The 26461-nt window shown below is 64.3% G+C and carries 28 protein-coding genes; 17 read left to right on the top strand and 11 right to left on the bottom strand.

Features of this window, described 5'->3' with window-relative positions:
• The first annotated feature begins 81 nt into the window (after positions 1-81).
• Positions 82-912 carry a protein-disulfide reductase DsbD domain-containing protein gene (locus tag BVG79_RS02065; protein WP_085785429.1) on the top strand — a complete coding sequence of 277 codons (831 nt, stop codon included), beginning with the start codon at positions 82-84 and terminating at the stop codon, positions 910-912.
• Positions 913-928: 16 nt separating this feature from the next.
• Here the strand turns inward: BVG79_RS02065 and BVG79_RS02060 are convergent, their stop codons facing one another.
• The gene (locus tag BVG79_RS02060) at positions 929-1480 is read right to left on the bottom strand and encodes a TlpA disulfide reductase family protein (RefSeq protein ID WP_085787192.1); all 552 of its coding nucleotides are present in this window, start codon (positions 1478-1480) and stop codon (positions 929-931) included.
• Between the two features lie 22 nt (positions 1481-1502).
• Here BVG79_RS02060 and argH point away from each other — a divergent pair, with 22 nt between their 5' ends.
• The 3 genes from argH to BVG79_RS02045 all read left to right on the top strand — a co-directional run bounded on the left by argH (position 1503) and on the right by BVG79_RS02045 (position 6911).
• Entirely contained in the window at positions 1503-2888 is a 1386-nt protein-coding gene (gene argH, locus BVG79_RS02055; protein WP_085785428.1) for an argininosuccinate lyase, read from the top strand.
• 119 nt (positions 2889-3007) lie between these two features.
• On the top strand, positions 3008-4267 hold the full coding sequence (gene lysA, locus BVG79_RS02050; RefSeq protein ID WP_085785427.1) for a diaminopimelate decarboxylase: 1260 nt from the start codon (positions 3008-3010) through the stop codon (positions 4265-4267).
• Between the two features lie 85 nt (positions 4268-4352).
• Positions 4353-6911, top strand: coding sequence for a DUF4175 domain-containing protein (locus BVG79_RS02045; RefSeq protein WP_236951392.1), 2559 nt, complete (start codon positions 4353-4355; stop codon positions 6909-6911).
• Positions 6912-6939: 28 nt separating this feature from the next.
• Here the strand turns inward: BVG79_RS02045 and BVG79_RS02040 are convergent, their stop codons facing one another.
• A complete protein-coding gene (locus tag BVG79_RS02040; protein ID WP_085787190.1) occupies positions 6940-7695 on the bottom strand; it encodes a zinc-ribbon domain-containing protein in 756 nt (251 codons plus the stop codon).
• Positions 7696-7853: 158 nt separating this feature from the next.
• Between BVG79_RS02040 and BVG79_RS02035 the strand changes: the two genes are divergently transcribed.
• From BVG79_RS02035 to BVG79_RS02025, 3 genes are read left to right on the top strand one after another with little or no spacing between them, the layout of a single operon-like run.
• Positions 7854-8528 carry a cell division ATP-binding protein FtsE gene (locus BVG79_RS02035; RefSeq protein ID WP_085785426.1) on the top strand — a complete coding sequence of 225 codons (675 nt, stop codon included), beginning with the start codon at positions 7854-7856 and terminating at the stop codon, positions 8526-8528.
• Positions 8525-9430 (top strand): cell division protein FtsX, encoded by a 906-nt coding sequence (locus BVG79_RS02030; RefSeq protein ID WP_085785425.1) that lies wholly within the window; start codon positions 8525-8527, stop codon positions 9428-9430. The genes BVG79_RS02035 and BVG79_RS02030 overlap by 4 nt, the downstream gene beginning before the upstream one ends.
• Positions 9427-10155 carry a lysophospholipid acyltransferase family protein gene (locus BVG79_RS02025; RefSeq protein WP_085785424.1) on the top strand — a complete coding sequence of 243 codons (729 nt, stop codon included), beginning with the start codon at positions 9427-9429 and terminating at the stop codon, positions 10153-10155. The genes BVG79_RS02030 and BVG79_RS02025 overlap by 4 nt, the downstream gene beginning before the upstream one ends.
• Here the strand turns inward: BVG79_RS02025 and BVG79_RS02020 are convergent.
• From BVG79_RS02020 to BVG79_RS02015, 3 genes are all read right to left on the bottom strand, one after another.
• Positions 10152-11087, bottom strand: coding sequence for a UDP-N-acetylglucosamine 1-carboxyvinyltransferase (locus tag BVG79_RS02020; protein WP_198167874.1), 936 nt, complete (start codon positions 11085-11087; stop codon positions 10152-10154). The two genes, BVG79_RS02025 and BVG79_RS02020, sit on opposite strands and share 4 nt — an antisense overlap.
• Positions 11014-11463 carry a hypothetical protein gene (locus BVG79_RS13770; protein WP_198167873.1) on the bottom strand — a complete coding sequence of 150 codons (450 nt, stop codon included), beginning with the start codon at positions 11461-11463 and terminating at the stop codon, positions 11014-11016. Before BVG79_RS13770 ends, BVG79_RS02020 begins: the two co-directional genes overlap by 74 nt.
• Positions 11464-11578: 115 nt before the next feature.
• Positions 11579-12538 (bottom strand): acetyl-CoA carboxylase carboxyltransferase subunit alpha, encoded by a 960-nt coding sequence (locus BVG79_RS02015; protein ID WP_085785423.1) that lies wholly within the window; start codon positions 12536-12538, stop codon positions 11579-11581.
• Between the two features lie 203 nt (positions 12539-12741).
• On the opposite strand from BVG79_RS02015, the gene BVG79_RS02010 reads away from it, so the two are divergent.
• From BVG79_RS02010 to plsY, 4 genes are all read left to right on the top strand, one after another.
• Positions 12742-13428: a hypothetical protein gene (locus BVG79_RS02010; RefSeq protein WP_085787189.1), complete on the top strand. Its 687-nt coding sequence runs from the start codon at positions 12742-12744 to the stop codon at positions 13426-13428.
• A 65-nt stretch (positions 13429-13493) separates the two neighbouring features.
• Entirely contained in the window at positions 13494-14459 is a 966-nt protein-coding gene (locus BVG79_RS02005) for an aspartate carbamoyltransferase catalytic subunit (protein WP_085785422.1), read from the top strand.
• A gap of 10 nt (positions 14460-14469) precedes the next feature.
• On the top strand, positions 14470-15747 hold the full coding sequence (pyrC, locus tag BVG79_RS02000) for a dihydroorotase (protein ID WP_085785421.1): 1278 nt from the start codon (positions 14470-14472) through the stop codon (positions 15745-15747).
• Positions 15740-16345: a glycerol-3-phosphate 1-O-acyltransferase PlsY gene (gene plsY, locus BVG79_RS01995; RefSeq protein ID WP_085785420.1), complete on the top strand. Its 606-nt coding sequence runs from the start codon at positions 15740-15742 to the stop codon at positions 16343-16345. Before pyrC ends, plsY begins: the two co-directional genes overlap by 8 nt.
• Here plsY and BVG79_RS01990 read toward each other — a convergent pair whose 3' ends face one another.
• From BVG79_RS01990 to BVG79_RS01980, 3 genes are all read right to left on the bottom strand, one after another.
• Complete coding sequence (locus BVG79_RS01990; protein WP_085785419.1) at positions 16346-17683, bottom strand: glutamate--cysteine ligase; 1338 nt, start codon at positions 17681-17683, stop codon at positions 16346-16348. It lies immediately after the preceding gene.
• Positions 17684-17769: 86 nt separating this feature from the next.
• A complete protein-coding gene (locus tag BVG79_RS01985; RefSeq protein ID WP_085785418.1) occupies positions 17770-18252 on the bottom strand; it encodes a hypothetical protein in 483 nt (160 codons plus the stop codon).
• Positions 18245-18979: a 16S rRNA (uracil(1498)-N(3))-methyltransferase gene (locus BVG79_RS01980; RefSeq protein WP_085785417.1), complete on the bottom strand. Its 735-nt coding sequence runs from the start codon at positions 18977-18979 to the stop codon at positions 18245-18247. The genes BVG79_RS01985 and BVG79_RS01980 overlap by 8 nt, the downstream gene beginning before the upstream one ends.
• An 11-nt stretch (positions 18980-18990) precedes the next feature.
• On the opposite strand from BVG79_RS01980, the gene ubiA reads away from it, so the two are divergent.
• The 3 genes from ubiA to BVG79_RS01965 are packed head-to-tail and all read left to right on the top strand — an operon-like array spanning position 18991 to position 22411.
• On the top strand, positions 18991-19974 hold the full coding sequence (gene ubiA / locus BVG79_RS01975; protein WP_085785416.1) for a 4-hydroxybenzoate octaprenyltransferase: 984 nt from the start codon (positions 18991-18993) through the stop codon (positions 19972-19974).
• A gap of 43 nt (positions 19975-20017) precedes the next feature.
• Positions 20018-22057 (top strand): OmpA family protein, encoded by a 2040-nt coding sequence (locus tag BVG79_RS01970; protein WP_085785415.1) that lies wholly within the window; start codon positions 20018-20020, stop codon positions 22055-22057.
• Between the two features lie 30 nt (positions 22058-22087).
• Entirely contained in the window at positions 22088-22411 is a 324-nt protein-coding gene (locus tag BVG79_RS01965; RefSeq protein WP_085785414.1) for a hypothetical protein, read from the top strand.
• Between the two features lie 3 nt (positions 22412-22414).
• Here BVG79_RS01965 and BVG79_RS01960 read toward each other — a convergent pair whose 3' ends face one another.
• The gene (locus BVG79_RS01960; RefSeq protein ID WP_085785413.1) at positions 22415-23383 is read right to left on the bottom strand and encodes an L-threonylcarbamoyladenylate synthase; all 969 of its coding nucleotides are present in this window, start codon (positions 23381-23383) and stop codon (positions 22415-22417) included.
• Positions 23384-23545: 162 nt separating this feature from the next.
• On the opposite strand from BVG79_RS01960, the gene BVG79_RS01955 reads away from it, so the two are divergent.
• From BVG79_RS01955 to BVG79_RS01945, 3 genes are read left to right on the top strand one after another with little or no spacing between them, the layout of a single operon-like run.
• Complete coding sequence (locus BVG79_RS01955; RefSeq protein WP_085785412.1) at positions 23546-23677, top strand: aa3-type cytochrome c oxidase subunit IV; 132 nt, start codon at positions 23546-23548, stop codon at positions 23675-23677.
• Positions 23678-23693: 16 nt separating this feature from the next.
• The gene (locus BVG79_RS01950) at positions 23694-24305 is read left to right on the top strand and encodes a hypothetical protein (protein WP_085785411.1); all 612 of its coding nucleotides are present in this window, start codon (positions 23694-23696) and stop codon (positions 24303-24305) included.
• A 59-nt stretch (positions 24306-24364) separates the two neighbouring features.
• Positions 24365-24904 carry a GNAT family N-acetyltransferase gene (locus tag BVG79_RS01945; RefSeq protein WP_236951391.1) on the top strand — a complete coding sequence of 180 codons (540 nt, stop codon included), beginning with the start codon at positions 24365-24367 and terminating at the stop codon, positions 24902-24904.
• On the opposite strand, the gene BVG79_RS01940 is transcribed toward BVG79_RS01945, so the two are convergent.
• A complete protein-coding gene (locus tag BVG79_RS01940; RefSeq protein ID WP_085785409.1) occupies positions 24901-25872 on the bottom strand; it encodes a hypothetical protein in 972 nt (323 codons plus the stop codon). The genes BVG79_RS01945 and BVG79_RS01940 overlap by 4 nt on opposite strands.
• 79 nt (positions 25873-25951) lie before the next feature.
• Positions 25952-26422 (bottom strand): transcription elongation factor GreA, encoded by a 471-nt coding sequence (gene greA / locus BVG79_RS01935; protein ID WP_085785408.1) that lies wholly within the window; start codon positions 26420-26422, stop codon positions 25952-25954.
• Positions 26423-26461: the final 39 nt, after the last annotated feature.

Raw genomic sequence — 26461 nt, 5'->3', positions numbered from 1 at the left:
GCTGGGGCGCAATAGCCAGATTTCAGTCGTTTCGCGTCAAAGTGACTTTTCTTGCGCGCGCAATTGCCGCACACAAGCGCCATGACGCCGAAAAAACTTATCGCCCTTGCCGCATTCAGCCTTTTGCCCATGGCCGCCAGCTTTGCCATGGCCCCGCCCGCGCATGCCGATGATCTGGCAGATGTCGTGGATATGCGCATCCTACCCGGATGGCGGACAGACCGCGGCACGCAGATTGCAGGCGTCCAGATTACACTGGCCCCGGGCTGGAAGACTTATTGGCGATCGCCGGGCGAAGCTGGCATTCCGCCGCAAATCGCGCTGACGTCCAGCCAAAACATTACCAACGCGCAGTTCCAGTGGCCCGTTCCGCAGGCTTTCGAGACCGCTGGAATGCGCACGATCGGCTATGTCGGCTCGGTCACGCTGCCCATCGAAATTAGCCTGAGCGACCCCGACGCCCCCGCCCATATCGCCGGCGATATCGAAATCGGCGTCTGCAAAGACATCTGCATCCCCGTGCGACTGGATTTTGACGCGGCGCTGCCCAAGGATGGCCCGCGCGACCCGCTGATCGCCGCCGCATTGGTCGACCGCCCCCAAACCGCAACCGAGGCCGGTGCAGGGCCGGTGCGCTGCGACATTCGCCCCGGTCGGCGCGGCTTCAGCATCAGCGCGGCGATTCCCCTGCGCGCCCGCCATGGCGGGCCCGAGGTGACTGTCATCGAATCGGGGATCCCCGGCGCCCATGTCAGCGAGGCGCAGACGAGCCGCCAAGGCGATGTGATCTATACGCAGGCCGAGATTTTCATGCCCCGCGACCGCCAAGGCAGCATCGACAGGTCGCGGCTGCGCTTTACGGTGCTGTCACCCGATGGGGCCGTAGATTTGCACGGGTGCGTCGGGGGCTGACGCACCCGCAGTACCATCAGTTTTGCGCGATCAGGGCGCCGATGATGGATTTGGCGCTATCACTCGACCAATCGGCATCGCCCATCAGACGCGCGACTTCGCGGCCCTCGCGATCCAGAATGACAGTGACCGGCAAGCCCATCACGCCCATATCGCGCGCCAGCGCCTGACGTGGATCGGTGTGCAAATCCAGATTATCGACACCGATCTCGTCGAAGAACCGCTCCATCCCGTCGCGGTCGTTGCGGCCGGTGGCAATGGTCACCACCTGAAAATCGTCGCCGCCCAGCTGCGTCTGCAGCGCGGACAGGGTCGGCATCTCGACGCGGCAGGGGGCGCACCATGTCGCCCAGAAATTCAGCACCGTCACTTTGCCCTGCAAATCGGCCAGCGACATCGTATCGCCGTCCTCGGATGTGAAGGTCACGCTGGACGCGGTAACGGGCGCATCGTGCACCGCCAGCTTGCGCATATCGCCTTCGCGCAAATCCGCGATACCGGCGGCCATTGCCGTGTTTGCCATCAGCGCCAGCGCCGTATAAACAGACGCCCATACCAGTTTCTGCATCTGATCCCCCAGGACAATTATCATGACCAAGACCTCGAATGCCATGTGGGGCGGGCGTTTCGCCACCGGCCCGGACGCGATCATGGAGGCGATCAACGCCTCGATCGGGTTCGACAAGCGGCTTGCCCGACAAGACATCGAAGGCTCGCGCGCCCATGCCGCCATGCTGGCCGCCACGGGCATCATCACCGATAAGGATGCCGAGGCGATCAGGGAAGGCCTCCTCACCGTATTGTCAGAAATCGAGGGCGGAAAGTTCGCTTTCTCGACCGCGCTGGAAGACATCCACATGAACGTGGAATCGCGGCTGAAGGAAATCATCGGCGAACCCGCTGGCCGCCTGCACACCGCCCGTTCGCGCAATGACCAAGTGGCCGTCGATTTCCGCCTGTGGGTGCGCGATCAGTGCGACGCAGTCGATGGCGCGCTGCTGGCGATCATTCAGGCGCTGCTGGCGCAGGCCGAGGCTGCCGCCGACTGGGTCATGCCCGGCTTTACCCACCTGCAGGTCGCGCAGCCCGTGACGCTGGGCCACCACCTGATGGCCTATGTGGAAATGTTCGCCCGCGACCGCTCGCGCTTTGCCGATGCGCGCAAGCGGATGAACGAATCGCCCCTTGGCGCTGCCGCGCTGGCGGGCACCTCGTTCCCGATCAACCGCCACATGACGGCTGAGGCCTTGGGCTTTGACCGCCCGACCGCAAACTCGCTTGATTCGACATCTGACCGCGATTTCGCGCTGGAATATCTGGCCGCAGCCTCGATCTGCGCGATGCACCTTTCGCGTCTGGCCGAGGAGCTGGTGATCTGGTCGACCGCACAATTCCGCTTCGTCCGCATGTCGGACCGCTGGTCGACGGGCTCGTCGATCATGCCGCAAAAGCGCAACCCCGACGCGGCGGAACTGATCCGCGCGAAAATCGGCCGTATCATGGGCGCGAACGTTGCCCTGATGACCGTGATGAAGGGCCTGCCGCTGACTTATTCCAAGGACATGCAAGAGGACAAAGAACAGGTCTTCGACGCATCCGACAACCTGTTGCTGGCACTGGCCGCAATGACCGGCATGATTACCGACATGACTGCCAACCGCGACGTTATGGAAAAAGCCGCAGCGACCGGCTTTTCGACCGCGACCGATCTGGCCGACTGGCTGGTGCGCGAATTGAACCTGCCCTTCCGTGATGCCCACCACGTGACGGGCACGCTGGTCGCGCTGGCCGAAAGCAAGGGCTGTGACCTGCCCGATTTGACGTTGGCCGATATGCAAAGTGTCCACGCCGGCATTCGCGCCGATGTGTTCGACGTGCTGGGGGTGCAGAATTCGGTCGCCAGCCGCACGTCGTACGGCGGCACGGCACCGTCGAATGTCCGCGCGCAGATCGCCCGCTGGAAGGGCCTGCTGTGAGGGCCGCCCTGCTGATCGGGCTGCTGCTGGCCACCGCGGCTTGCGGACGCGCGGGCGACCCCATCGCCCCGCCCCCAAGCCAATCCGCAACCGTCGGCATTGGCCGATAAGGGACCATCATGGACCATTTCACCTATCGCGACGGCCCGCTTTGCGCCGAAAACGTGCGCTTGTCAGATATCGCGCAAGCCGTTGGCACGCCTGTTTACGTCTATTCGACAGCGACGCTGCAGCGCCATTTCAAGCTGTTCGACGACGCACTGGCGGGCCTGCCCCATCTGGTCTGCTTTGCCGTCAAATCAAACTCGAACATTGCTGTGCTGAAGACGCTGGGCGATCTGGGCGCGGGGATGGATGTCGTCAGTCTGGGGGAATACCTGCGCGCCAAGGCGGCGGGCGTACCCGGTGACCGCATCGTGTTTTCCGGCGTCGGCAAGACAGCCGAGGAAATCCGCACTACCTTGCAAGGCGGCATCCGCCAGTTCAACGTGGAAAGCGAGCCCGAGCTGGACGCGATTTCCGCCATCGCGACCGAGCTGGGCCTGACCGCCCCCATCGCCGTGCGCGTGAACCCCGATGTCGACGCACACACCCACGCCAAGATTGCGACAGGCAAGTCGGAAAACAAGTTTGGCATCCCTATCTCGCGCGCGCGGGCGGTGTATGCCTATGCGGCGGGCCTGCCCGGTATCGATGTCGTCGGGATCGACGTGCACATCGGCTCGCAACTGACCGAACTTGCACCCTTCCGCGCCGCCTATACCAAAGTCGCCGAATTGACCGAGGTACTGCGCGCCGACGGCCACGCCATCCGCCGTCTGGATCTGGGCGGCGGCCTTGGCATCCCCTATTCGCGCGACAACAACGCCCCGCCGCTGCCGTCGGAATATGGCGCGATGGTCAAGGAAACGCTGGGCCATCTGGATGTCGAGATCGAGATCGAACCGGGTCGTCTGATTTCGGGCAACGCGGGCGTACTGGTCAGCCGCGTGATCTACCTGAAAGAGGGCGAGGATCGCCGCTTCCTGATCGTCGACGCCGCGATGAACGACCTGATCCGCCCCGCGATGTACGAGGCGCACCACGACATCATACCGCTGGTCGAGTCCAAAGACCCTAGCGCGATTTATGACGTGGTAGGCCCTGTTTGCGAAACCGGCGACACCTTTGCGCGGGGACGTGCCATGGCGCCCCAACAGGCGGGTGATCTTGTGGCATTCCGATCAGCGGGGGCCTATGGTGCGGTTATGGCGTCGGAATATAACTCGCGCCCGCTGGTGCCCGAGGTGCTGGTCAACGGCGATCAATTCGCAGTTATCCGCGCCCGTCCCAGCTATGAGGAGATGATCGCCCGCGATACCATTCCCGCGTGGCTTTGAAGGAGACGACGCCCTGTTCGCCAAGCGCACCAGCAAAGCCGACCGCCACGCACGCCGCCCTGAACCCATCAGGGCGCTGCTGGCATTGGACGCTGGGCTGGACCGCCCCTTTCGCCTGACCAAAGCAGCCATGGTGCTGGAACGCGGCGCACGCGCGTTCTGGCCGGCATGGGTGGCACTGGCCAGCACCACCGCGCTGACCCTGTCGGGCTGGGTGTCGGGCGGCGGATTATGGGGGGTTCTGGGCGCAGGCGCAGCGGTAACTGCAGGCTTGGCGGCATGGGGCGCGCGGCACTACCGCCACCCGACGCCGCGCCAAGTCATCGACCGGTTGGATGCGACGATGGCGGGGCAGCCGCTGGCGACGCTGCTCGACAGTCAAGCGACGGGCACGGACGACCCGCAGGCTACCGCGCTGTGGCACGCGCATATTCGGCGCATGATCCGCACCGCAGGCGGCGCGCGCGCGGTTGCCCCGCATTTCGATGTCGCCAAATCCGATTCCTTCGGCCTGCGCTACATGGCGCTGATCGCGCTGGTTGTTGCCGCCGTTTTCGGCCAACGCAGCGCGCTGGCGCCGCCCCCCGCCCCCGATTTCACCGGCCTTCCGGCCGATATCGCCAGCTGGGAAGGTTGGGCGATTCCGCCCGGGTTCACCGGCCTGCCGACGCTTTATCTGGGTGACCAACCCGAAGGCTCGCTGGATCTGCCCGAGGGCACGCGTATCCAGTTGAACCTGTATGACACTCAGCATGTGCTATCCGTCGAACAAACGGTCGCCGCGCCGCAGGCCGATGCGCAGGCGCCCGAGCAAGTGTTCACCGTCGCGCAAGATGGCACGCTGATCATCAACGGGGCCCCCGGCGCCGAATGGGATGTCGGCATGCTGCCCGACCAGCCCCCCGAAATCACACTGCTGCCAGACCGCAAAGCGACCGCCGATGGCCAGTTCGAATGGCCCTTCACCGCGCTGGACGACTACGCAATCACCGGCGGGCATGTGACGATCACGCTCGATCTGAACAAGATCGACCGCCGCCACGGCCTTGCCACCGCGCCCGAGGGGGTAGAGCCGATCGTGCTGGATTTGCCGCTGCCGTTTTCGGGGGCGCGGCGCGAGGTATCGGGCACGATCACCGACACATTGTCGCAAACCGCCCTCGCCGGCCTGCCCGTCATCGTGCAAGCCGAGGTGACGGACGCCGCAGGCCAGATCGGCCGGTCCGAGGCGATCGAAATGATTCTGCCGGGCAAGCGTTTCTTCCAGCCGGTGGCGCGCGCCATTGCCGAGCAGCGGCGCGACCTGCTGTGGTCACCGCAGAACGCGGGCCGCGTGCTGGGGCTGCTGCGCGCCACCGCCTATCGCCCCGAGACGCTGATCACCAACCGCAACACTCGCCTGCGTTTGGCATACGCCATCCGCCTGCTTGACCGCCCCGATGTAGACCGCCCCGAAGTGACCCAACTGCTATGGGAAATCGCCATGCAGTTTGAGGAAGGCGCCCTTGCCGACGCCCGCGCCCGCCTGCGCCGCGCGCAAGAGCGGCTGGACGAGGCGATGCGCAGCGGCGCATCCGAGGCCGAGATCCAAGAGTTGATGGACGAACTGCGCGCCGCGACCGAGGACTATCTGGACATGCTGGCCCAGAACATGACGCCCGGCGAATCCACCCTCGACCGCCCCCCGCGCGAGGAAGGCGAGACCCAGACCGTCACACAGGACCAGATTCAGGCCCTGATGGACCGTATCCAGGAATTGATGAACGAAGGCCGCATGGCCGAAGCCGCCGACCTGATGCGCCAGTTGAACGAGCTGCTGGAAAACCTGCAAATGCAGGAAGGCGAAGGCGGCGAAAGTCGGGACGGAAACGGCCAAGGCGGCGCGATGCAAGACTTGCAAGACACGCTGCGCAACCAGCAAGGCTTGGCCGACGAGACCTTCCGTCAGATGCAGGAAGAATTCGGCCGTAACCGCAATACCCCGCCCGGCGGTCCGACGCAAGGCGACAGCCGTGGGAACGCCCCCGACCCGCAAGGTGAGGGCGACGAAAGTGCGGACGAACAGCAAGACCAACAGGGCGATGGCGCTAGCCCGCAACCGGGCGAAGACGAGGGTGCTGGCGCGGGTTCCGAGTCTGGCGACCAAAACACCGACACCCTGCGCCAAGCGCAGCGCGCCCTGCGCGCGCAACTGGATGCCCTGCAAGACGGGTTGCCCCAGCTATCCGGCCCCTCGGCCGAGGCTGCCGAGGATGCATTGGGGCGCGCAGGCGAGGCGATGGACAACGCCGAAACGGCACTGCAGAATGGCGACCTGCCCGGCGCGATTGACCAGCAAGGCGCCGCCCTCGACGCATTGCGCGAGGGGATGCAAGCCCTGCGTGACGCCATGAATGACGCGCAAGGCGAAGGCCCGCTGTCGCAGACGGACGAGAATCCCTCGGCCAGCAGCCCCGAACGCAACGACCCGCTGGGGCGCGGCGGCGGCGCGGGTGGCCCGCAGGGAAATCAGGAAAACGTGCTGCCCGACGAAAACGGCCCCCGCCGCGCCGAGGACATCCTGAACGAGCTGCGCCGCCGCGCGGGCGAACGCGAACGCGCCCAGCAAGAACTGGACTACCTGCGCCGCCTGCTAGAGCAGTAGGCAGCGCTACCCTTCAAGTTTCGAAGTGTTAACGGGGAAAGATCGCCGCAGCTTGGTCTTGCACCCACAGGCGCGCGCCATCGACCCACGCGACATAAGGCTGCAGGTAATCTGCAGCCGACGGCCAGCCCTGCACAATCGCGGGCGCGCCGTGATAGAGCAGAACCAGCGTCAGCGCGATAGCACCTGCGAACAGCAAACCCGCCAAGAAACCGCCGCCCGCCCCGCTCGCCTCGGGCGGCTGCGGGGGCGCGACATGGGGCACCAATGCGGCCGAGGGGGTCGCTGCGGCCGCACGCGCTGCAGCGGCGGCGGCGCGGGCGGCCTCGGCCTCGGCTGCGCTGGCGGGGCGGAAAAGTGGCGGCGGCAGCGGCGTCGAATCGCTGCGGTATTTTGGGGCGTGATCGGCATTCACCGCTGGGGCGACGTCGGGGGCCGCATAATCCAAATCGCTATCGCTAGCGGGCGGCGCATCGGCCACATCCTCAGGGGGCGTATCGCCTGCGCTACGCTCGTCTATGCGGGCCTTCGCCTCGAACGCGGCCTCGGCGCGCAAAATCTCGGCCACGGCAGGGCTAACGGTGCTTTTGGGGCCAAGGTGTGCGGGTGGCACAATGTGCGAAGCAGCGTTGGGCGCAGATTCTACGCTGGGGCCAGCCGCATGCGGGTAGATAACGAACCAGCTTTGCCCGCAGGCGGAACATTCAACATCACGCCCGCTGTCCGGGATAAGGTCGCCGGACACCTGATAGGTGGCGCCGCAATTGGGGCAGACAAGCCGCATGTTCCACTCCTTGCTGCGCAGGCGGCTGGCACCCGCGCGATCGCCCCACACTAACAACTGCGCGACCGCCCGCCAACCCCGCCGCTTGCGCATCCGGCGCAGATTGAAACCGGCGCCAGATCAAGGCACAAGGGGACTACAGGCAAAAGGGGATCACCGTGATCGAGTTGCGCAACGTCGCCTATTCTTACGGCGGGGCCGAGCTTTTCAACAGCGTTTCGCTGTCGTTACAGCCCGGGTCGTTCCACTTTCTGACGGGGCCGTCGGGCGCGGGCAAAACGACACTGCTGAAATTATGCTATGGCGAATTGCTGGCAACCGAAGGGTCGGTGAGCTTGTTCGGACAAGACGCCCGCAGCATTGGCCGCGACGGTATTGCCATGGCGCGCCGTGCCATCGGGGTGGTGCACCAAGACTGCCAATTCCTTGACCACCTGCCACTGGCCGAAAACATCATGCTGCCGCTGACCGTGTCGGGGAGGCAAGCCGAAGGCAGCGAATATCTGCCCGATCTGTTGGGATGGGTGGGACTGACGGCGCAGGCCGAACAATTGCCGCCGCAGCTATCAGGGGGCGAGCGTCAGCGTGCCGCCCTTGCCCGCGCGGTCATCGCATCGCCCGACGTTGTGCTGGCCGACGAGCCAACCGGCAACATCGACTGGGAAATGTCTCAGCGCCTGCTGATGCTGTTGGTCGAGTTGAACCGGATGGGCAAGGCCGTGCTGGTCGCCACCCACGACTTGAACCTGATTCGCGCCGCCAAAGCCCACGTACCCGTCCGCATCCTGCGTCTGCGCGAACGCCGCCTGCAATCGGCGGGGGCCGACCTATGAACGACCTGCTACGCCGCATTCTAGCCCTGCTGACCGGCAATCCCGAGGCTGACCGCGCCGTCCCCCCCACCGGTTACACCGCGCGGCTGACGACCTTCACCGCCTTTGCCATGGCGTTTCTGGCGGTGTTTTCGCTAGCCTTTATGCTGGCGACCGACCGTCTGGCCGACCGCTGGTCGAACGAACTCGCCCGCAGCGCGACACTGCGCATCTCGGCCCCTGCGGACGAGGTCGAAACCCAAGTTGCCACCGCCTTGCGGGTGCTGGGCCAAACGCCCGGCATTTCAGATTACCGCCGCCTGACCGACGAAGAACAAGCCCTGCTGCTGGAGCCTTGGCTCGGCCCCGGCGCGCCCATTGAAAACCTGCCCCTGCCGCAAATTATCGACATCAGCGCCGATAACGACGGCTTTGATGCTGCGGGCCTGCGCGCGCGCCTGCAGGCCGAGGTGCCCGGCGCGGTGCTGGACGACCATTCCCGCTGGCGCATTCCGCTGCTGAAATCGGCGCAGCGCCTGCGGCTGCTGGGGTTTGCGGCGCTAGGTCTGATCGGCGCGGCCACTGCCGCAATGGTCATGCTGGCCGCCCAATCGGCGCTGGCGGCCAATGCGCAGATCATTCGCGTGCTGCGACTTGTCGGCGCGCAAGACAGCTACATCGCGGGCGCTTTCGTACGCCGCTTCACACTGCGCGCCCTGATTGGCGCGGCGGGCGGCACGCTGATCGGCGTCGGCGCGATTATGATGCTGCCCGATGGCGGGGCCGATGGCGGCTTTCTGACGGGCCTTAGTTTTGCGGGGGCTGATTGGATGTGGTCGCTGCTTATTCCGATTTTGGCGGCCACCGCCGGTTATTTTGCAACGCGCGCCGCCACGCGGCGTCACCTGCGGGAACAATCATGAAGACACTTATTTTATGGGTCCGCTCGGCGCTGTTTCAGGTGCTTATGTATGGCGGGATGCTGGTGTTCGGGGTGGTGTTCGCCCCTTGGGCGCTGTTTTCAAATCGTGGGGCCATCATTGGCGCGCGGAGTTTTGCCAATTACATCCGCTGGGCGCTGGCCTTTGCGGCGGGTGTTAAAACCGAAGTGCGCGGCCCTGTTCCGCAGGGCGAGGTTCTGCTGGGGTCCAAGCATGAATCCTTCATGGACATTATCATGCAGCTATCGGTGCTGCCCCGCCCGAAGTTCATCATGAAGCAGGAATTGGTCTATGCGCCCATCGTGGGACAATACGCACTGCGGATTGGATGCATACCGGTCGAGCGCGGCAAAGGACGCCAAGCGATCCGCAAGATGAAGGCCGAAGTTGCGGCAGGTGCAGCCGACCCGGGGCAGCTTGTCATTTACCCGCAGGGCACGCGCGTGGCCCCCGATGAAAAGCGCCCCTACAAGGGCGGCATCGTGACACTGTATCAGGAAATGGGCACCGAATGCATTCCCGTGGCTGTCAACCACGGCCTGTTTTGGCCCAAGCGCAGCTTTTTGCGCTATCCGGGGACGGCGGTGATGGAATTCCTTCCCGCCATTCCCGCAGGTCTTGAAGGCCCCGACCTGATGCAGCGGCTGGAAGAGGCGGTCGAAACCGCCTCCACCGCGCTGGTGGCCGAGGCCCGCGCCGCGCGCTAGTCGCGCGCGGGAATACGGGTGATGCGGGCCCCGATGGCGTTTAGACGCTCGTCGATCCGCTCGTATCCCCGCTCGATCTGCTGCGCGTTATTGATGACCGAGGTGCCCTCGGCAGCCATGGCGGCGATCAGCATGGCCATCCCTGCGCGAATGTCGGGGCTTTCCAGCCGCGCGGCGCGCAGTTGGGTCGGGCCGGAAATGACCGCGCGGTGCGGATCGCACAGCACAATACGCGCGCCCATCCCGATCAGCTTATCGACAAAGAACATGCGCGATTCGAACATCTTTTCGAACATCAGTACCATGCCTTCGCATTGCGTGGCGGTGACGATGGCGATCGACATGGTGTCGGCGGGGAATGCGGGCCAGGGCTGATCCTCGATCTTCGGAACGTGGCCCCCGAAATCGGGCTGGATCTGCTTGGCCTGCCCTGCAGCGATGACCAGATCATCGCCGTCGATCTGGCAATGGATGCCCAGTTTCTCGAACCCCATCAGCGTGGAATGCAGGTGCTGCACGCCGGCATTGGAGATGCGCAGCGCCGAATCCGTCGCAGCTGCCAGACCAATCAGCGAGCCGACCTCGATATGGTCCGGCCCGATGCGGAAGCTGGTGCCGGTCAGCGGCTGCCCGCCCTCGATCGTCATGCAGTTCGACCCGATGCCGGTGATCTTCGCGCCCATCCCGTTCAGGAAGTTGGCCAGATCCTGCACATGCGGTTCCGATGCGCAGTTGCGCAAGACGGTGGTACCCTTGGCGGCGACGGCGGCACAGATCGCGTTTTCGGTCGCGGTGACCGAGGGCTCGTCCAAGAACACATCCGCGCCGGTCAGGCCGTCGGCGGTGAAGTGGAAGTCGTTATCCAGCGTGATCGTCGCGCCCAGCAAGCGCAGCGCAAGGAAATGGCTGTCCAAGCGACGGCGGCCAATCACATACCCCCCCGGGCGGCGGCAGCGTGATATGGCCGCAGCGCGCCAGCACCGGCCCCGCAAGCAGGATCGAGGCACGGATCTGCGCGCACAGCACCGGATCCAGCGTCGTCGGCTGCACCTTTTGCGCGTGAATGCGCAGCGCGTTCGGGCCTGTCCACGCCGCATCGACGCCAAGGGTGATGATCAGGTCGATCAGCGCCTCGACATCGCGGATGCGCGGCACGTTGGTCAGCTCGACCGGCTGGTCGGTCATCAGTGCTGCGGCGATAATCGGCAGCGCGGCGTTTTTATTCCCCGACGGCTCGATTGCACCAGACAGTTTGAAACCGCCCTCCACCACATATTCGATCCGGTCGGGGCGCTTGGCTGGGGTCATGTTCTGTCTCGTGCTTGAAGGGATTTTGCCCTGCAATAGCACAAGGCGCGGCCGCTGCCAGCGCCGCGCCTTGCAGCATGGCGATTTTCAGCCATGCCGTGCGAAAATGCCGTGATTAGGCGGCCAGACCCTTGGCACCCATCCCGAGGAATTTCTGCCGGCGGCCCTTGCGCAGGTCATCGCCCGGACGGTCGACCAGTTCCGACAGCATCGTCTCGATCGCAAGGCCGACCGATTTGATCGCATCTTGCGGCAGGCGATGCGCGCCCCCAACAGGCTCGCGGATGACCCAATCGCACACGCCCAGCTCTTGCAGGTCTTGGGCGGTCAGGCGCAGGGCCTCGGCGGCTTCGCGCATCTTGTTCGAATCCTTCCACAGGATGGATGCGCAGCCCTCGGGCGAGATGACCGAATAGATCGAATGTTCCAGCATGGCGACACGGTTAGCCGTCGCAAAGGCCACTGCCCCGCCCGAGCCACCTTCGCCGATGACGATCGACACCAGCGGCACCTTCAGCGCCAGGCATTTCTCGGTCGAGCGGGCGATTGCCTCGGATTGACCGCGTTCCTCGGCGCCTTTACCGGGGTAGGCACCGGGTGTGTCGATGAACGTGATGACCGGCAGACCGAAGCGGTCGGCCATATCCATCAGACGGATGGCTTTGCGGTACCCTTCGGGGCGGGCCATGCCGAAGTTATGCGCGATGCGCGACTTGGTATCGTTGCCCTTTTCGTGGCCGATGACCATGACGGCCTTGCCGTTGAAGCGCGCCATTCCGCCCATCACCGACAGGTCGTCGGCAAAGTTGCGATCACCTGCCAGCGGCATGTAATCGGTGAACAGCGCCTTGATGTAATCGCTGCAATGCGGGCGGTCGGGGTGGCGGGCGACTTGCGTTTTGCGCCACGGCGTCAGACCGGCGTAAAGTTGCGCCAGCAGCTCACCCGCTTTTTTATCCAGCGCGGCAGCTTCCTTCTCGACATCCATCTCGGGATTTTCGCGCGCGACGGCGCGCAATTCCTCGGCTTTGCCTTCAATTTCGGCCAAAGGTTTTTCAAAATCGAGGTAGTTCATCTGTCACCAAGCTGTCTGCGGGCCTTTTGCCACTATATGCAGGCGCGAAGCGGCTATTGCAACCTTTCACGCGGATTTACGCCCCCACCATCGGGCGCGTGCGATCAGCGGAAAGCCACCGACACCTCGCAGCGGATGGATTGCAGGGCGAGCCCAATCACGAATAAGTTAGCGCCAAGTTGAAACTACAAGGCGTGCCCCACGTGCCCCATCACCGCATTCTTACCGCTGCCGCGCTGGTCGCCCTTTGCAGCGCCGCATCCGCCCAGACCCGCACGCCCGCCAGCGCATTGGACTTTGGCAACGATACCAGCGCATGGGCGAACGACGGAGAATGCGACGACCCGCGCTTTGCGGGGCCCGGTGCGTCCAGCCTGAACGTGATCGTCGACCTAATGAAAGACGCAACCGATTGCCAAACCCTGTATGAGGCGGGCGAGATCTGGCTGATCGCCGAAGCGCCCGCCCCAGTCAAAGCGCCGCCGCCCGCAGGCAACGCCGTGCAGGCCCCTGCAGGCGTGGTCTTTGGCGACGACAGCGGCGGGTGGCCCGGCGACGGCGAATGCGACGACCGCCGCTTCTTCGGGCCCGGAATGGCCCGCTCGGTAGACACCGCAAACATTGGCAAAGACGCAACCGACTGCGGCGCGCAATTCGCCCGCGGCCAAGTGCAGCTGTGGGACCCGAACGTCGCCCGCGCCGCGACCCAATGCACCGCCATCAACTTTGGCGATGACAGCGGCCAGTGGTCGAACGACGGCGAATGCGACGACTGGCGATTTGAAGGGCCTGGCACATCCAGCATCATGCTGATGGACGACATTATGAACGACGCCACCGATTGCCGCGCCGCCTGCAACGCGGGCCGCGTCTTTTTGCGCGACTACTGAATCTTGCTGCCGGTGACGCAGGCACTTATAAGCGCCTGCGGAACTTCCGGCAGTAGGAGATGCGCATGAGCTTTCGGGCCAACCACTTGCTGGGGATCGAGCCCCTGGAGCGGGACGAGATCACGACCATCATCGATCTGGCGGATAGCTACGCCGCCAGCAACCGCCGCGGCAACACCCGCCGCGACGCGCTGGTGGGTATGACGCAGATCAACATGTTCTTCGAAAACTCCACCCGCACGCAGTCCAGTTTCGAACTGGCGGGCAAGCGCCTCGGGGCAGATGTGATGAACATGTCGATGCAGACATCCAGCGTGAAAAAGGGCGAGACGCTGATCGACACCGCCCTGACGCTGAACGCGATGCGCCCCGACCTACTGGTCGTGCGCCACCCCCATTCGGGCGCGGTCGACCTGCTGGCGCAAAAGGTGAACTGCGCCGTGCTGAACGCGGGCGACGGCAAGCACGAACACCCGACCCAAGCCCTGCTGGATGCGCTGACTATACGCCGCGCCAAAGGCCGCATTACCGGACTGACCATCGCTATTTGCGGGGATGTCACGCACAGCCGCGTGGCACGGTCGAACATTTTGCTGTTGGGCAAGATGGGCAACCGCGTGCGCCTGGTCGGCCCACCGACCCTGATCCCCGCCGCCTTCGCGCAGTTCGGGGTCGAGGTGTACGACGACATGCGCGCGGGCCTGCAAGGTGCCGACGTGGTCATGATGCTGCGCTTGCAAAAAGAACGGATGGACGGCGGCTTCATCCCGTCCGAACGCGAATACTACCACCGCTACGGCCTGGATGCGGCCAAACTGTCGGTTGCCGCGCCCGACGCCATCGTCATGCACCCTGGCCCGATGAATCGCGGCGTGGAAATTGATGGTCTGATCGCCGACGACATCCACCGATCCGCCATCCAGACGCAGGTCGAGATGGGCGTAGCCGTGCGCATGGCCGCGATGGACCTGCTGGCGCGTAACTTGCGCGCGCGGCGCGGGAATGCCGCTGTGAACGGCGAATTGATCTAAGGGGGCACGCATGCAAGACATCATCATCACCAACGCCCGCCTGATCGATCCGGAACTGGGCGAAAGCACAGGTTCGCTGTTCATCCGCAACGGCCTAATCAGTGACGCCTTCGACGCCGATGAAAATACGCAGGTGATCGACGCGGGCGGCCTTTGCCTTGCCCCCGGCATCATCGACATCGGCGTAAAGGTGGGCGAGCCGGGCGAGCGGCACAAGGAAAGCTTCACCTCGGCCGGGCGTGCGGCGGCAGCGGGGGGCGTGACCACCATCGTCACCCGCCCCGATACCGACCCCGTCATCGACACGCCCGAGATTTTGGAATTCGTCGCCCGCCGCGCCAGCGCCGTCGCGCAAGTGCGCGTGCTGCCGATGGCGACCCTAACCAAAGGCCGCGAAGGCCGCGAGATGACCGAGATCGGCTTTTTGCAAGACGCAGGTGCCGTCGCCTTCACCGATGCCGACCACGTCATCACCAACACTCGCGTCTATTCCCGCGCGCTAACCTATGCGAAATCACTGGGCGCGCTGGTGATCGCCCATGTGCAAGACCCCGGCCTGTCGGTTGGGGCTGCGGCCACATCCAGCGCGTTCGCCAGCCTGCGCGGTATTCCTGCCGTGTCGCCCATGGCCGAGCGTATGGGCCTCGACCGTGACATCGCGCTGCTGGAAATGACCGGCGCGCGGCTGCACATTGACCAGATCACCACCGCCCGCGCCCTGCCCGCCCTGCGCCGCGCCAAGGAAAACGGGCTGGACATCACGGCGGGGATCTCGGTCCACCACCTGACGCTGAACGATCTGGACGTGGCCGACTATCGCACCTTCTTCAAAATGACGCCGCCCCTGCGCGCCGAGGAAGACCGCTTGGCCGCCATCGCTGCGGTGGCTGAAGGGCTGATCGACATCATCTGTTCGATGCACACCCCACAGGACGAGGAATCCAAGCGCCTGCCGTTTGAAGTCGCGGCCAGCGGCGCTGTGGGGCTGGAAACACTGCTGCCCGCCAGCTTGCGCCTGTTCCATGCGGGGCATCTGTCGCTGGTGCAACTGTTCCGTGCGCTGGCACTGAACCCCGCCAAACGCCTTGGGCTGGACAGCGGTCGCCTGCGCATTGGTGCCCCCGCCGATCTGGTGATGTTCGATCCCGACGCGCCTTTCGTGCTGGATCGCTTTAGCCTCGAATCCAAATCCAAAAACACCCCGTTCGATGGTGCCCGCCTGCAAGGCCGCGTGATCGGGACATGGGTTGGCGGCACCCGCATTTTCGGAGGAAACCCTGATGCCTGATTTCACTTCCCCCCTGCCCGTGCTGCTGCTGTGGGCGATTATCGGCTACGGCCTCGGCTCGGTTCCGTTCGGGCTGCTGCTGGCGCGGGCAATGAACTTGGGCGATTTGCGCCAAATCGGGTCGGGCAATATCGGCGCGACCAACGTGCTGCGCACCGGCAACAAAAAGGCAGCGGCGCTGACGCTGTTGCTGGACGGGCTGAAGGGCGCGGTTGCCGTGCTGCTGGCCCGCGCCTTTGCGGGCGAAGATGCCGCACAGATCGCCGCTTTGGCCGCCTTTATCGGCCATTGCTTCCCCGTTTGGCTGGGGTTCAAAGGCGGCAAAGGCGTCGCCACGTTCTTTGGCGTGATTTTGGCATTGTGCTGGCCTGCAGGCCTGCTGGCGGCGGCAACGTGGCTAATTTTGGCCTTTGCGCTGCGGTATTCCAGCGCGGCGGCTTTGGCCGCCGCCACACTGGCCCCGTTTTTCGCCCTGTTCACGGGCAACGGGCATACGTTCGTTCTGCTCGCGGTGCTCGCCGTGCTGATCTGGTGGCGTCATAGCGCCAACGTTGCGCGGCTGCTGGCCGGAACCGAATCGAAGATCGGTCAGAAGTAATTACAGTCGGGTCGCGGCGTAGATCTTGGTCAGGTCGCGACCCCATTCACCTTCGTAAGCTGCAATCAGACGGTCGGCTTGAACCGCACCGCTGGCCGCATCTTCGATCAACGGGGCCAGATAGATTTCCTCGCCCAAGCCACGCGCTTTCAAGCCCGCTTCGGAAATCTTCACAGCTTCCCGCGCCAAATCACGCAATGCGACGCCGTCAACGACACCGGCTAACGCCTGCTCCGAAGCAGCCACGCGCAACCCCTCGCGGGTCGAGGCATTTAACATCTTGATAAGGTCATAGGCGGCATCCAGCGCGGTCTGGTCATAAGTCAACCCAACCCAGAACGCAGGCAGCGCCACCAGATGAGCTTGGCTGCCCGCATCGGCCCCGCGCATTTCGATGAACTGTTTCAGCCGCGCTTCGGGGAACACGGTCGTCAGGTGGTCGGCCCAGTCGGACAGGGTCGGCACTTCACCGGGCAGCGCGGGCAACTCGCCCCGCAGGAAGGCGCGGAACGACTGGCCCAGTGCGTTGATATACTGGCCGTCGCGGTAGACGAAGTACATCGGCACATCCAGCACCCAATCGACATAGCGCTGGAAGCCAAAACCGTCGTCGAACACGAAAGGCAACATGCCCGTGCGGCTGTCATCCAGCCCGCGCCAGATACGCGATCGCCAGCTGCGGTGGCCATTCAGCGCCCCGTCAAAGAACGGCGAGCTGGCGAACAGCGCTGTCGCAACCGGCTGCAGAGCGAGTGCCACGCGCATTTTCTGCACCATGTCTGCCTCGGATCCGAAGTCGAGGTTCACTTGCACGGTCGAGGTGCGATACATCATCTGCGTGCCATGGGTGCCAACACGGCCCATGTAATCCGTCATCAGGCGGTAACGGCCCTTGGGCATCACCGGCATATCGGCCGCGCGCCAAATTGGCGCGGCGCCGACGCTGTAGAACCCGACGCCCATCGGGCCGGCAATCGCGGCGACCTCGTCCAGATGGTTCTGCAATTCGTCTCGCGTTTGGTGGATGCTTTCCAGCGGTGCCCCCGACAATTCGAATTGCCCGCCGGGTTCAAGGCTGATGTTCGCGCCGTTACGCTTCAGCCCGATCAGGTTTTCGCCCTCGGTCACAGGGGCCCAGCCATAGCGGGCCTGCAACCCTTCCATCAGCGCTTTGATACCGTCATAGGGCAGCGGCTGCTGGGTTGCGGTCAGGAAGCCGAACTTTTCATGTTCGGTCCCAATGCGCCATTCGGTTTTCGGTTTACAGCCCTTTGCCAGGAATTCCGCCAGTTGCTCGGGCCGCTCGATGGGGCCGCCGCCGGATTGCGGGATGGACATGCTGCGCTCCTGTTAGGACAGTAGAAACGGGTCAAACCGTGGGTTGGCAAGAGGTGGAGAAAACTGCACGACAAGTCAATGGCAGGTCACTCTTTCCAAATCAGCACACGCTGACGTTCCTTTTTCATGACAATGCCCGACAGGCGGGCGGAACTGAGGCCGGGAAGTGCGGAAAACGCATCGAAAAGACGCTCGCCGCCTTCGGCATTGATGGGGATGGCCAGCAAAGTGCCGTTGCGTCCGGTTAGCACCCAATGCGGTGGGCGACCGGTTCCGTCGAAGTCCAGCCGCGCCAGATCGTCCAAATCAATCATGCCGCCTGTCAACGGGCCCATATAGGTCAGGCGCCGTTCATCCAGTTGGACAACACCCAAGCCGCCCCGCTGCGCGCCAAATCGCAGGCGCTGGATGCCAATCCAGATCAGCACCGCGCCTAGCGCAAGGCCTGCCCAACCGGGGATGCGCGACAAGCCATAGCTGCTGCGCAACCACCACGCGGCCATGCCCAGCACAGCTACGCCTGCGATTACCTCGGCCCAGCGCGCCCATTCAAGACGTTTTTCAACCATGATGGCCCCAGTCACCCATACGTGCCTGCCACAGTGTGAGGGCAGCAACGGCTGCAGTATCAGCCCGCAAAATCCGCGGGCCCAGCGCGATTGACCGTGCAAAGGGTAAGGCCCGCAAGCGGTCGCGTTCACGCGCAGAAAAACCACCCTCCGGCCCGATCAGGATGCAAGACGGACCCGCGGGCGCGTCGGGCGGAAAGCCAGCGCTTTGGCCGACCAGTGCCTCGTCGCAAAACCACAGGTGACGTTCAGCGGGGAAGCTGTCCAGAAACGCGCCCAAAGCGGTGGGGTCTGCAACCTCGGGCAGGAAGGTGCCGCCGCATTGCTCGACCGCCTCCAGCGCGTGGGCTTGCAGGCGGTCGCGGCGCACCCGCTCGGAATTGGTGTGGTCGGTCAGGACGGGAATGATTCGCGCGGCGCCCAGCTCGGTCGCTTTTTCGACGATGAAATCTGTACGCGCCTTTTTGATCGGCGCAAAGGCCAGCCACAGGTCGGGCGGCGGCTGTAGCGGACGGGTTTGCGCGCCAACCTGCAACGCGCCAGCGCGTTTGGCAGCGTGGACGACCGTGCCATCCCATTCGCCATCGCGGCCGTTGATCAGCGACAGTACTGCCCCCACCTGCAAGCGCATGACATTGAACAGGTAATTCGCCTGATCGCTGGTCAGGGGAACGGTTTGCCCAAGGGACAGTGGTTGGTCTACAAAGAGGCGGATCTTGCTTGTCATGGAACGAAGATATGCGCAGCGCCCCGCACACGCCAGCCCCCCCGCCCCAAGAACGTGTGGCCGACAGCGCCGACAACTGGGCCGAGCGCGCCCCCGCCCGCTGGCGCCCGTGGCTGCGCCTGTCGCGCGCCGACCGCCCCATTGGCACGTGGCTGTTGCTGCTGCCCTGCTGGTGGTCGCTGCTGCTGGCGATTTTGCATGACGGACGGTTGGGCTGGTACGACCTGTGGATCGCCGCCGGCTGTGCCTTGGGCGCGTTTTTGATGCGCGGCGCAGGCTGCACCTGGAACGACATCACCGACCGCGACATCGACGGGCGGGTCGAGCGGACGCGCCAGCGGCCCATCCCGTCGGGGCAGGTCACGGTGCGCGGCGCACTGGCTTGGATGGCGATTCAGACTGGCCTGTCCGCGTTGATTTTGCTAACGTTCAACACCGGCGCCATTGTGTTGGGGGTGCTGGCGCTGGTGCCGGTGCTGGTCTACCCGTTCGCGAAGCGCTTTACATGGTGGCCGCAGGCGTTTTTGGGCATCGCCTTCAATTGGGGCGCGCTGCTGGGGTGGACGGCACATACCGGCAGCCTCGGGTGGCCGGCGGTCGTTTTGTATCTGGCCGGCATCGCTTGGACGCTGTTTTACGACACCATCTACGCCCATCAGGACTACGAGGACGACGCACTGATCGGCGTAAAGTCGACCGCACGCCTGTTTGGCGACGATAGCCCACGCTGGCTGGTGCGGTTCGGGCTGATTGCCGTCATCCTCAGCGCCGCAGCGGTTTTAATCGCGGTTTGGGGCGCACATGTGACCGTCGTACTCGTTGCGCTGATGGCCCCACTGGCGTTGGGGTTGCAAATTGCGTGGCAGTTGCGGCGATTTGATCCGGCCGACAGCCCGCTTTTGCTGCGCCTTTTCCGGTCAAACCGCGATGGCGGGTTGCTGTTTGTGCTGTTTTCCGCCACCGCCATCGCGCTGCAATTGATCACCGGGGGATAAGGGCCTATCACGCGGCAACAGTATGAACAGATCCGCGTAGCTTATGGCCCTACCCCGTATCACCTATCAGGCGCTGGCGTTTGTCGCCGCAGCTGGCATTTGCGCCGTCGGGGCTGGCGGTGCCGTCGTGCTGGTCGAACGTAGCTCGGCCGAGGCTGTGACCGGCGCCTTGCAACAGCAAGGCATGGAGTGGGCGACGGTTTTGGCCGACGGCCTGCAAGTGGTGATCGAGGGCGAGGCTCCGAACGAGGTTGCCCGCCTGCACGCCATGTCAGCGGCTGCAACCATGGTCGATGGCGCGCGTGTAGTCGACAACATGTCGGTCCGCCCCCCCAGCGACATCGCCGCGCCCGTCTTTTCTATCGAGATGCTTCGCAACGAAGACGCTGTATCCTTGATCGGGTTGATCCCCAGTGCCACAGATCGCGCGGCAATCGTTCGGCGCATTTCCGGCTTCGCTCCGACGGAAACGGTCACCGATCTGCTGAACACCGCAGATTACCCCGTGCCGGAAAACTGGAACGCGGCGGTCACCTATGCATTTCGAGCGCTACAACTGCTCCCACGGTCCAAAGTCTCGGTCGGGGCGGGCCGCGTGTCTGTCAGCGGCATTTCCGAAAGCACGGAGCAGCAGGCCGAGTATGAGACGACGCTGTCGCGCTGGATTCCGAACGGGGTCGTCGTTGATCTGAATATCACCGCCCCCCGCCCCGTGCTGACCCCCTTCACCTTGCGGTTCCGCATCGACGACGGCGGCATCGCCACGATGGAGGCGTGCTCGGCCGACAGCGACGAGGCCCGCGCCAGCATCATCGCCACCGCGCGCGCTGCGGGGCTTGCTGGCAATGTGGCCTGCACTATCGGCCTTGGCAGCCCGTCCAGCGAATGGGCGCGGATGGCGAACCTGGGCATCTCGGCGCTGGCTGAGATCGCGCACGAAGGTGGCTCGGGCACGCTGACCATGCTGGACACCGACGTGCGTTTGGCTGCGGCCGAGCCGATGGATCAGGCCGTGTTCGACCGCATTATCGGGCGCGTCGAAAACAGCCTTCCTGCCACATTCTCGTTCGCGGCGGATATGCCCCCGCCCGTCGACACCGATGCCAGCGCGCCGCCGCCGCCGCAGTTCTATGTTTCGCTGAACACCGACGGTCAGGTAATTCTGACTGGGCGCACGGCGGATGAACTCCTCAATGCCAGCGCGGGGAATTTTGCGCGTGCGCATTTCGGGGCGAACAACGTGATCATGGCGACACGCGTACTGCCCGATGGTCTGCCCCAAGGGTGGTCGCTGCGCGTGCTGGCCGGTATCGAGGCGCTGTCGCACCTGCACAACGGCAACGTGTTGATCACCCCCGACACCATCAATGTGCGCGGCATGACCGGCGAGGCCGAGGCCTCGAACATCATCAGCCAGTTCCTGATCGACAAACTGGGCCAAGGCGCGAACTTCAACGTGAACGTCGAATATATCGAAGCGCTCGACCCCACCGCTGGCCTGCCCGAACCCGCCGAATGTGTGCAGCGGATCATCGATCTGAACGCGACTAACAAGATCGCCTTCGACCCGGGCTCGGCCCAGATCGCCGGTAGCGCCCTGAAAGTGATCGACGATATCGCAGATGTGCTGCGCGGCTGCCCTGCCGACCTGCCGATTTTGGTCGCGGGCTACACCGACAGCCAAGGGCGCGACGAAATGAACCTGCGCCTCAGCCAAGATCGCGCCGATGCGGTTCTATCGGCCCTGCGCATGCGCCGCGTGCCGGTGTCCAGCTTTACCGCCACGGGCTTCGGCGAAGCCGACCCGATCGCCTCGAACGACACCGAGGAAGGCCGCGAGGCCAACCGCCGTATCGCGTTTTCGCTGATCGTGCCCGAGGGTGAGGTGACGGCGGCTGACACCGAAGACGAGGCCGTAGAAGACGGCGCAGACACCGAAAGCACGGCAGCGACGGACACAGAAGCCGCTGCGGATGACCAAGCCGAAGACGCACCCACCGAAGATGCAACCGAAGACGCGCCCGCAGTCGAACCCGGCCCCGAGGTTCCACTTGCCCGCCAGCGCCCCGAACAAGCCAACTGACCCCGCCCGCAACCAGACGAGTAAACCGGCATGAACAAGACCGAGCTGACAGTTTTCATCGCGATCGTGCTGTTCGTCGCCTTCGCCTTGGGTTGGTTTGCGAACTGGCTGATCTATCGTTTCACGCGCGTCACACGCGGCGAAATCAGTGAACTCGACCGCATGGCACAAGCGCTGCACGATGCCGAAGAAACGCGCGACCAAGCGATTGTCTATATTCAGCAGCGCGAATCAACCCTCAACGCCCAACTGACCCAAGCCCAAGCCGAATTGAAGGCCGCAATGGACGGGCTGCGCGATGCCCGCCACGAGGCGGACGAGCTGCGCGATTACATCGAAAAAACCCGTAAATAGCGTCTAGCGCGGCGCGGCGGCGCGGCGCAAACGGTCGTTGATGGCAAGGCCCAGCCCCTCGTCGGGGATGGGGGCGACAGCGATGGCTGTGGCCCCGGTCGCATCCAACTGATGCAGGCAGGCGAACAGATTGGCAGCCGCCTCGCGCAGGTCGCCTGCAGCCGACAGGGTCAGGTCTCCGGAAATTTCCCCAAACCCCAGCATCGTCTCGCCCGCTTTGGGGGCCAGCGCGTTCAAACGCACTGTACCCTTGGGCGCATAGTGCGACAGCAACTGCCCGGGCGCAGCGGGACGCGCGCTATCCGCCACCACGGGCGCGTGCGGCAATAGCCCCACAACCGACGCGACATCTTGGGGGGTGACCCCCCCCGCCCGCAGCAGCACCGGCCCCTCGGGCGTTGCCATGATAATCGTCGATTCGACCCCGACGCCGCTGGGCCCGCCGTCGACAACAGCGGCGATGCGGCCATCCAACCCCTGCAAAACATGCTGCGCGGTCGTCGGGCTGACGCGGCCCGACGGGTTTGCCGACGGCGCCGCCAGCGGCACGCCCGCCGCGCGGATCAGCGCCCGCGCCACCGGATGCGCCGGAAGGCGCACGGCGACGGTTTCCAGCCCTGCCGTCACCAATTTGGACACCCTCGCCCCGCCCCGCAGCGGTAGAACCAACGTCAGCGGGCCCGGCCAGAACGCGGCGGCCAGCGCGCGCGAATCGCCATCAAGGACGGCGAAGGCATTCACATCGTCCAAATCGGCGATATGCACGATCAGCGGGTTGAAACTGGGGCGCGCTTTGGCGGCATAAATGCCGGCGACGGCGGCATCATCCATCGCGTTGCCACCCAAGCCGTAGACAGTCTCGGTCGGGAAGGCGACCTGTTGGCCCGCGCGCAGCAACTGTGCGGCCTGCGCCAGCGCGGCGTCGTCAGCACAAAGGCGCAATGTAGGCTGGTTATGGGGGCTGGCTTGCACCTGAAACCTCGTCGTCGTGAACTGAACCCTGCCATACGCCGCTTGGCCAAAGCTGCCAAGGGTTCAGGCCCGTCAGGAATTCGCTGTTTCGCGCACTAGGGCTGATGACAGTGCCGCCGGAATAGTTTACGCAGTCGGCAAGCATTTTGACAGGAGGCAATTATGGCCGAATACAAGCATGGTTCGATGGACGTCACCGAGCAAGAAGCGACCTACAAAAGCTTCGTGCGCCTGATGGTGATCGGTTACGTTTGCTCGGCCGTTCTGGTGATCCTCGGGGCGATTTTCCTCTGATCTGCGGCACCGCGTCATGATCGCGCGCCGCGCATTTCTGCTGGGCCTGCCGCTTGCGGTGGCAGGCTGCGCTGCACAGGGCATCTGGGCAACCGATGATGCCGTGCAGCGCGTGGCCTATCGCAGCGATGAGGCGCCCTACCTGCGGCTGTTCACGGTGCGCAATGTCGGCAGCGGCAACGGCGCCCACAGCGCCCTGCTGATCAATGCCAGCCAGCGCGTGCTGTTTGACCCTGCAGGCAGCTGGATCAGCAGCGCTTTGGCAGAACGCAACGACCTCCTCTACGGTTTTTCACCGATCGAGGAGGCGCGTTACCTATCGTATCACGCGCGCAAAACCTATTACATCGTCGCCCAACGCATCGCCGTACCCGCGCCCGTCGCGGAACAGGCCTTTGCCCTTGCGCGCGATGCTGGCCCTGTCAGCAAATCCATGTGCACGAATTCGATCAGCCGTCTGCTGAAGCAGTTGCCGGGGTTTGAAGGCATCCGCACATCGTTCTTCCCCGAGGCACTGGAGCGTCGTTTCGGCGCGCTGCCCGGGATCGAGACCGAGATGATCTATGAAGACGACCCCGACGACAACCGCAGCCTGCGCGACACTACCGCGCCGCGCGTTACGCTGTAATGGCGGCTGCGGCCGCCATCAGCATCATATCGGGTTTTCCAGAACAGCAGCGCGCACGCGTGGCAGCCCTTTATTGGCAGGCGTTCGGGCGCAAGCTGGGGCCTATTCTTGCCCCGCGCAAACAAGCGCAGCGCTTTTTGCAACTCGCCCTGCGCCAAGACCATGCGATCTGCGCCATTGACCAGCTTGGCGCTGTAGTAGGCGTCGTTGGGTTTTGTTCGGAAAACGGCGGGCTTGTTTACGATCACGGATTCGCCATTTTGCAGACCTATGGCCAGCGCAGTGCAGCATGGCGCGTGCGCCTGATGAACGCGTTGTTCCGCGATTCACCCCTCGATACCGACTTTCAAATGGACGGGTTGTTTGTCGCCCCCGAGGCGCGTGGCAACGGCATTGGGACGCGACTACTGGCAGCCTTCGCTGCCGAGGGCCGCAGCCGTGGCTTCACCCGCGCCCGGCTAGAGGTGGCGAACACCAACGCCCGCGCCCGCGCCCTGTATGAGCGTAACGGCTACCAGGCCACCAGCACCGATCACTTGGGCTGGCAGCGGGTTTTATTCGGCTATCGCAGCACGACAACGATGGTCGTTAGCCTTTAGCCAAAAGTGCCTGCGGCGCGACCGATCAACATAAAGGCGCGCGCGCTACGGGTTTCGGCCATCAGCAAGATGTCATCGTCCGAGGCATCGGCCTCGAAATCCTCGAACATGCGGTCGAAGTTGCGCAGGAAATGCTGGGCGGTATCGCGGAAAATCGCATCGGCCTTCAGGCGCGCAGCAGCGCGTGCAACCGCGTTGTCATCGGGAAACTGCCCGATTGCATCCAGATTCGGCCCACGCTGCCCGCGCGAGAAGGCGCGCCACAGCTGCGGGTCGGTCTGCGCGGGACGCAGGTCATCCATATACAGCCCGTCTTGCGACAGCAGCGTCAGAATGTCTTGCGCCGACTGCACAACCGCGCGCGCGTCAGGGTGGCTCAGCGCTTGGGAAAGTGCGTCGAAACCTTCGTAATCCTCGGCGCTATCGGGGAAGTTCAGGGCGCGGACCATTTGCGCCCGCGACAGCGATTGGACGTCGTTTTGCGCGGCCTCGGGTTGCGGCGGGCGCGGGGCCACGCGGGGCCGTGCGGCACCGGCGGCGGGCGCGGCGGCCGATTGCCCCATCGGCGGCATGCTGACGGCAGGCATGGGGGGCACATCGTCCTCGGCCCTGGCAGCTACCGGCCGCGCGGTTTGTTGCAATGTTTGGGGCGGCGTTTGGCGGGGCGGCGCTGCCGGAACCAAGGGGGCGGCGGGCTGGGCCACAACCTCGGCCAGCCGCAAAACCAGAACGGCCAGCCCGATCAGGCTGGGGGGGACCATCACAACCAGCGCCCCCAGCATGAACCGCAACCCGTCAAACGCGGTCGATTCGGCACCGGGAAAGGCGATGATCATCACCAACGACGCAACCACCCAAACGGCGGCGGCAATCGCGGGAAGGGGTAATCCTGCCAGCGGCCCTGCGCCCCCGTTGGATGGGGCGGGTTGGGACGACTTGTCTTGCGAGGGGCTGCGAAACGGTTTCATACTGCTCTTCCCGTATTTTTATGCGGCACTTACAATGCCTTGCGCGGCCTGCGGCGGCTACCCGCCACCCCCAAACCCCCTAGGTATAGGCGATATTGAGGACTTCGTAGTTCCGGTCCCCACCGGGGGTGCGAACCTCGACACTGTCGCCGACATCTTTGCCAATCAGCGCCCGTGCGAGGGGGGATTTGATGTTCAGCCGACCGCTTTCGATGTCGGCTTCGTATTCGCCAACGATTTGATAGGCCTTTTCTTCGTCGGTCTCTTCGTCGACCAACGTCACTGTAGCACCGAATTTGATCGAACCCGACATCCGCGACGGGTCAATAACCTCGGCCAGCGAAATCACGCTCTCCAGCTCTTTGATACGGCCTTCGATGAAGGACTGCTTTTCTTTGGCCGAATGGTACTCTGCATTCTCGGACAGGTCGCCGTGGGCGCGTGCTTCGGCGATGGCCGCAATGATGGCGGGCCGCTCGACCGACTTCAGTTGTTTCAGCTCAACATCCAGTTTGTCGAAACCGGCGCGGGTCAGCGGAATCTTTTCCATGGTCCTCATGCTCGTTGGGCCGGATTTTTCCGGCATGCG

Origin of the sequence: Ketogulonicigenium robustum, from assembly GCF_002117445.1 — a bacterium.
Classification (GTDB): domain Bacteria; phylum Pseudomonadota; class Alphaproteobacteria; order Rhodobacterales; family Rhodobacteraceae; genus Ketogulonicigenium; species Ketogulonicigenium robustum.
This window is presented reverse-complemented; position numbering and strand designations above follow the sequence as displayed.